8 protein-coding genes are annotated in these 5,247 nt (G+C 49.2%); 2 read left to right on the plus strand and 6 right to left on the minus strand.

Annotation, left to right across the window (positions count from 1 at the left end; genetic code table 11):
• Positions 1–215 precede the first annotated feature (215 nt).
• Positions 216–1,010 carry a peptidoglycan-binding protein gene (locus AAH187_RS11700; RefSeq protein WP_342348641.1) on the plus strand — a complete coding sequence of 265 codons (795 nt, stop codon included), beginning with the start codon at positions 216–218 and terminating at the stop codon, positions 1,008–1,010.
• A gap of 93 nt (positions 1,011–1,103) precedes the next feature.
• Here the strand turns inward: AAH187_RS11700 and AAH187_RS11705 are convergent, their stop codons facing one another.
• Together AAH187_RS11705 and AAH187_RS11710 are read right to left on the minus strand one after the other, a co-directional pair.
• Positions 1,104–1,352 (minus strand): hypothetical protein, encoded by a 249-nt coding sequence (locus AAH187_RS11705; protein WP_342348642.1) that lies wholly within the window; start codon positions 1,350–1,352, stop codon positions 1,104–1,106.
• A 464-nt stretch (positions 1,353–1,816) separates the two neighbouring features.
• Positions 1,817–2,569, minus strand: coding sequence for an endonuclease/exonuclease/phosphatase family protein (locus AAH187_RS11710; RefSeq protein WP_342348643.1), 753 nt, complete (start codon positions 2,567–2,569; stop codon positions 1,817–1,819).
• 792 nt (positions 2,570–3,361) lie between these two features.
• Here AAH187_RS11710 and AAH187_RS11715 point away from each other — a divergent pair.
• On the plus strand, positions 3,362–3,505 hold the full coding sequence (locus tag AAH187_RS11715; RefSeq protein ID WP_342348644.1) for a hypothetical protein: 144 nt from the start codon (positions 3,362–3,364) through the stop codon (positions 3,503–3,505).
• On the opposite strand, the gene AAH187_RS11720 is transcribed toward AAH187_RS11715, so the two are convergent.
• The 4 genes from AAH187_RS11720 to AAH187_RS11735 all read right to left on the minus strand — a co-directional run bounded on the left by AAH187_RS11720 (position 3,502) and on the right by AAH187_RS11735 (position 4,908).
• Positions 3,502–3,663, minus strand: coding sequence for a hypothetical protein (locus AAH187_RS11720; protein WP_342348645.1), 162 nt, complete (start codon positions 3,661–3,663; stop codon positions 3,502–3,504). The two genes, AAH187_RS11715 and AAH187_RS11720, sit on opposite strands and share 4 nt — an antisense overlap.
• Before the next feature lie 3 nt (positions 3,664–3,666).
• Complete coding sequence (locus AAH187_RS11725) at positions 3,667–4,293, minus strand: cation transporter (protein ID WP_342348646.1); 627 nt, start codon at positions 4,291–4,293, stop codon at positions 3,667–3,669.
• Between the two features lie 77 nt (positions 4,294–4,370).
• Positions 4,371–4,631, minus strand: coding sequence for a DUF4160 domain-containing protein (locus tag AAH187_RS11730; protein WP_342348647.1), 261 nt, complete (start codon positions 4,629–4,631; stop codon positions 4,371–4,373).
• The gene (locus AAH187_RS11735; protein ID WP_342348648.1) at positions 4,624–4,908 is read right to left on the minus strand and encodes a DUF2442 domain-containing protein; all 285 of its coding nucleotides are present in this window, start codon (positions 4,906–4,908) and stop codon (positions 4,624–4,626) included. The genes AAH187_RS11730 and AAH187_RS11735 overlap by 8 nt, the downstream gene beginning before the upstream one ends.
• Between the last annotated feature and the right edge of the window lie 339 nt (positions 4,909–5,247).

A 5,247-nucleotide genomic window follows, 5' to 3' on the forward strand; every position in this document is an offset into this window, starting at 1 on the left:
CTCCTATTCAGAGACCGGCACCCCCACGTCCTGGAACGTCGCCATCCGCTCCAACAACGGTGTCTGATAACAATATTTATATTTTGGCATTCATTTGTAAGCCGTTACCGAAATGTCCCGATCCTGATATGTCCTTACAGTGGTAATTGGGGAAAGGGTGGGAGCCGAGCTGCGAAACTATTTTTTGAATTTTCAATATAGAGAAATAGGAGGCCATGATGGGGGTGGTACTTGGAGAAGGAAAACTCCCTTTCTGGATACAAAAAGAAGTTGAACTGAAAAGTTCAGTGAAAAAAGGGGCACGAGGTATGGCGGCAAGGCGTGTCCAGGAATGGCTGCAATTTCATGGATTCGGTCTGGTGATAGATGAAGATTTTGGTGGAGTGACGAAAAAAATGGTCCAGCAATTTCAAGAAGCCCGAGGGCTGGGAACCAGTGGCATGGTAAATGCGGCCACATTTCAGGAACTGGTTGCACCACTTTTACAGGTGCTGACTCCCATCAGTGCTGCAAACCACACATTTTCAACGATGGTCCTCGAGTATGCCAAAGCACATTTGGCGCAGCATCCTCTTGAAGTCGGTGGGCAAAATCGTGGGCCGTGGGTGCGTGTGTATATGAAAGGACATGATGGGGCTGAATTTCCATGGTGTGCCGGGTTCGTCACATTTATTCTGAAACAGGCCGCTGAAACGCTGGGAATGACAATGCCTATTCAAGGTTCTACGTCATGTGATTCTCTGGCCGCTCAAGGGAAAGAAGCCGGACTTTTTATGAAAGAGTCGACCCTGAATGGAGAAAATGCCTCGATAGATCATTTGTCCAGGGCAAGCATTTTCTTCGTGAGAAGAAGCAGTACGGATTGGACCCATACGGGATTGGCGACGGCCTTTCATCGTGATGCCTTTGAAACGATAGAGGGAAATACCAATGATGAGGGAAGTCGAGAGGGCTACGAAGTCTGTTCCAGATCACGGGGATACAATAAAAAGGATTTTATTCTTCTGTAACTAACCTTCGCCTCCCGGGACAACCCCCTTGTTGATATTGAAACATTGAGGCGTGATGAACCGAAAATGGACTTTCGGTGTGCCGCTCCTGCTCTATTGTGGAGGGTCGGCAGGCGGGGGCACCACTGCGGGATGTGGGATGACGTGAAGGACCTCACCGGAATTCGCCTCGACATAGGCCTCCGTGCCTTGAATGGCCTCATCGACAAGGGTCATTCGATAGTAGGGATCGTCCTCCCGACCGCCATGGAAAAATTTGGTGGAATTAGTAAATCCGCAGAGTATGTTTTTTGCGACGTTGATCGCCTCTTGCATGGAAATAATGCCGATAGGTTTGGTCATAGTTCACCTCAATCCAATCGTGTTACACGATTCCGATTTTGTTGCCGTTTCATAATAAGGGTTACCGGTCGCATAAGGCGTGCCAAATAAATACGGCTTCCGTCATTCGTGGGTATTGCAAAGGGGCAATTGCATTCAATTGAAAATTTCATCAAATCGCATGACAGTGCTTAATGCTGAGTAATTTCCCCCTTATCTTCGATTCCGGACAGAGGAATTCCTTAATTCTGGAGTCAAAGACAAATTAATCCAGCGTGCGACAACTTTTCTTATTTTGAAAATGACTGTGTGGTTTGCGCAACATACATAGAATGACAATCCATTCATAAAGAATTTCAAAACGAAGGGGCATCCGTTGAAAATTCTGGAGTGGTTCTCTGTTAAAAAGAAGAGAGGGGCAAGTTCGAAAAAAATAGGACGACACATTGATCAGACCACGGGGTGGTCTTAAGGAAGTTTGAAAGTTAGAAGCGAATGCGCAGATCGGCAACGAGGGGAAGATGGTCCGAGGCGACGAGGGAATCTCGAGTTTTGGGAAGATGCACATGGGTCACCTCAATCCGGCCTTCATAAAAAATATGATCGAGATGAAGAAGCGGCAGAAATCCTGGATAGGTCCGGCGTCGTTTCACAAAGGGGCGAATGTCGAGGCTCTGAAATCGAGGGGTCAGGATACCGGTGGTGACACCACGCCCCCATTCATTGAAATCACCAAGAATAATTTTTGGACCGGCCCCTCGATGTTGGTCCAGAATCATGGCCAATTGTTCCGCTTGATATTTTCGCTCTCGCAATCCGGTACCCATATGCACGTTGTAGACATGTAAGGTGTGATTGCCCAGTCGAAGATCAGCGCGTTGACAACATCGACCCCGGCGGCTTCTCCAGGTCAGGTCATGTTGCGCATCATTCACAATCGGGAACCGGCTCAGAATCATGTTCCCAAAGGGATATCCGTGACGAAGTCGGGCGGATGCCATCACCCATCCCATGCCCATCAACGCACCAAGAAGTTCGTCCTGACCACGGCCCTTGGGGCCAAGCCCCAGGACTTCCTGGAGAGCAATGACATCCGGATGAAGGGCCGACAGGACTTCCGCGATCCGTCTGGGCGTGATTCGACGATCCATCCCGCAACACCGGTGAATGTTATAGGTCACAATCCGAATATCGAGGGCAGCCGGTGGTTGGGGAATCGGTTGAAGTACTCTGGCCATAAGTGAATGGGAAATCCTTTTAAATCACTGAACTACCATTGCTCTATAGACCATATCATGACGGGAAAAGATGTGAGGCACAATAAAAAATGGCCTATTATCGTGATTGGCAAAATGCAGACCAGAATAGAAAAATGCCGTCCACAAATTTTGTGGATAACCTGGTGGCTACCGGCAATAAAAGCGCTTTTCTTGAAGGATTGATAGAGAGATGAGCAAATTGCCTAAATTATGGGCATTGTGTAAGTGTTATTTTTGAATACTAAATATAGTGGTGTGAATTTTTTGGCGTAGTCGTAAAAGTAGAATGATGATTTTATCTTGACTTTTTTGATTCAGTTGATCCTTTTGAGTTTCCTCAAAAGCTCATAATGATCTTCTAAAGATGGCTTATCCACAGAATGGATTTTCCCTTGTTGATAGTGAACAAAATGAGAATGGTTTTGTCTGCTCCTGTAGGGTCTTTTCGTCTGGCCAATGAGTTTTGGCCTGTGTTCATCATGGATTTTTCAAACAGAGAAACATTTCGCGGGCTACCCACGATTCTTTGTCGGTTCCAATCACCGGCAATTGAATAGCGGAATCCTTTCTATGAATGGGAATGGCTTCTCCTGACTGCACATCGGAGGCCTCGAAATTTCGAGGGCTATCCAACGAGGGACGGCACCAACCCCTTCCTTCGCAGATTCGAGTGCGGATGTCAGGAGCCCGTTTGCCTATGCCACCACCAAAAATAACCGCATCGGCTCACTCCAGGGTGGCCGGATAGGTACCAAGATATGTTCGTGCCCGATGACAGGACACCTTAATGGCCAGAATTGCGTGAGAATCGTGCTGTTGGTGGACGGCCTTCAAGGGATGGCGGAAATCGGAGGTCAGGCCGGACAAGCCCCACAGGCCGGATTGGGTATTCAACTGATATGGTCTATCTCTTAGGGGGAAAGCTGTTTATGCTCGGCAGCCAATCCGATAATGGTCGGGTCGAGATTTCCGCATCGTGTGCCTATCACGCGGCCTTCTAACGGGGTGAATCCCATTGAGGTCTCGACCACAGCTCCATTCTTGATGGCGGTAACGGAGCATCCTTGCCCCAAAGGTTAATTTGAGGTAGGGACCGCTCGAAGCTCCGTATGAGCCCCGCGAAAGACAAATAGGGCTGACCGGAGAAAAAGCCCGGCGAGTCCAAAGCCCACGAGAATGTCAGGCCAACCTGAACTGGTGAGCCATACCCCTAGGGCGGCACACAGCACCGAGACATTCGCAATAATGTCATTGCGGGAACATAACCACACGGAACTCATATTGATGTCATCGGCCCGATGGCGCCAGAGCAAGAGAAGGCAAAGGCTATTTGCCGCAAGCGCAAGGAGGCCAAATCCGCCAATGGCCTCGAATACTGGAACCAGCGGGAAAACCATCTTGTAAACCGCCTGCCCGAAAACGAATAAACCGAAAGCCGCCATGATCCCGCCTTTGAGGAGAGCGGCCTTGGCTTTCATCCTTGCGCCTCGCGCCACGACGTAAATGCTGAAGCCGTACACCAGCGCATCACCCAACATATCCAGCGAGTCAGCGATCAAAGAAACAGAACCGGCGAGCAAACCTGCCGTCAGTTCGACGAAGAACATCACCGCATTAATTGCCAACACGATTTTGAGTATCGAGCTTTGGCGATCTTGAAGCGCCTCGATCTCACATGCTTTGTCATTGCAGCAATCAGCCATTGATGGTTCTCAAAATTTTCTCTGATTGTGGTATGTATTCAGAACCTTCTCAAACCTATCCCCTTTGTGGTGCCGACTCATTCCAAGGGCGCAATCTTCCGGAGCTCTTCCCTCGCTTGAGCCCTTTTCCAGTCGGCGAGAAGCTCGTGTTGATGAAGGGTCGCCCGCTCGATGACAAGACCAGTGACGCGGGGAGGCAATCGCCCGGAAAACACAGACAGAGTGCGAATATCGATCAACGCAAGATCACTGGCATATTCCGCATGAAAGTGTGGCGGGTTGTGATCATCGAAGAACATCTTGATCACAATACCGAAGAAACGACTAATTTCAGGCATGAGTGGCCTGGTTGCGTAGCGCGGGGAAAATATCTTCCGGTTTTTTGCCCGTTACCTTAAGGTAGAGGGCGTCCGGACAGAGATCAATCTGTTCGCCCCAAACCAGCTCACCGGATGAACCGATACGAACCTGTCCAAACACAAGCGGGTCCCGCCACACGGCAAACACACCTTTTCCGACTGATTCAGACAGATCCACCGTTCCGGATACTCCATCCTCAAATTTCAACTCCAATCGATACTCCGGTAAGACTTTGACCTGGGAGATTCTTTTCATGGCTCATTTCTCCACGTTTTTCTCATACTACCAGGAAACCATCTGCCCAGAAAGCTCCCATGCGATAGGGACGAACTATTACCTGTGGGAAAAGGCATAGTCACGCTCGAGGCGACGCGGGATCGGACAGTGATCTTGTGGAATTTTCTTCCTTACACAGATTCGAAAAATGAGGCTGGTGTCTAGTAAAAGATCGTCATCCTGAGCCTGCGGCGAAGGATCTGTGCCCAGGTGGATAAGCTAGGGTCTAGCGAAATTTTTCCTGAGACCTGGTCTGAGTGTGCCTAAGGGTTCAGGAAACATGGGCTCCAGGGCATCTTGTGAACCTTTCGTAAATCG

It is taken from the genome of uncultured Nitrospira sp., from assembly GCA_902500695.1.
In the GTDB taxonomy this organism is placed as follows: Bacteria; Nitrospirota; Nitrospiria; order Nitrospirales; family UBA8639; genus Nitrospira_E.

Excerpts from the sequence above, each read along its gene's own strand:
- AAH187_RS11730 (WP_342348647.1), bottom strand. The coding sequence starts at position 4,631 with ATGCCTGAAATTAGTCGTTTCTTCGGTATTGTGATCAAGATGTTCTTC.
- AAH187_RS11725 (WP_342348646.1), bottom strand. The coding sequence starts at position 4,293 with ATGGCTGATTGCTGCAATGACAAAGCATGTGAGATCGAGGCGCTTCAA.
- AAH187_RS11710 (WP_342348643.1), bottom strand. The coding sequence starts at position 2,569 with ATGGCCAGAGTACTTCAACCGATTCCCCAACCACCGGCTGCCCTCGAT.
- AAH187_RS11735 (WP_342348648.1), bottom strand. The coding sequence starts at position 4,908 with ATGAAAAGAATCTCCCAGGTCAAAGTCTTACCGGAGTATCGATTGGAG.
- AAH187_RS11715 (WP_342348644.1), top strand. The coding sequence starts at position 3,362 with ATGACAGGACACCTTAATGGCCAGAATTGCGTGAGAATCGTGCTGTTG.
- AAH187_RS11705 (WP_342348642.1), bottom strand. The coding sequence starts at position 1,352 with ATGACCAAACCTATCGGCATTATTTCCATGCAAGAGGCGATCAACGTC.
- AAH187_RS11700 (WP_342348641.1), top strand. The coding sequence starts at position 216 with ATGATGGGGGTGGTACTTGGAGAAGGAAAACTCCCTTTCTGGATACAA.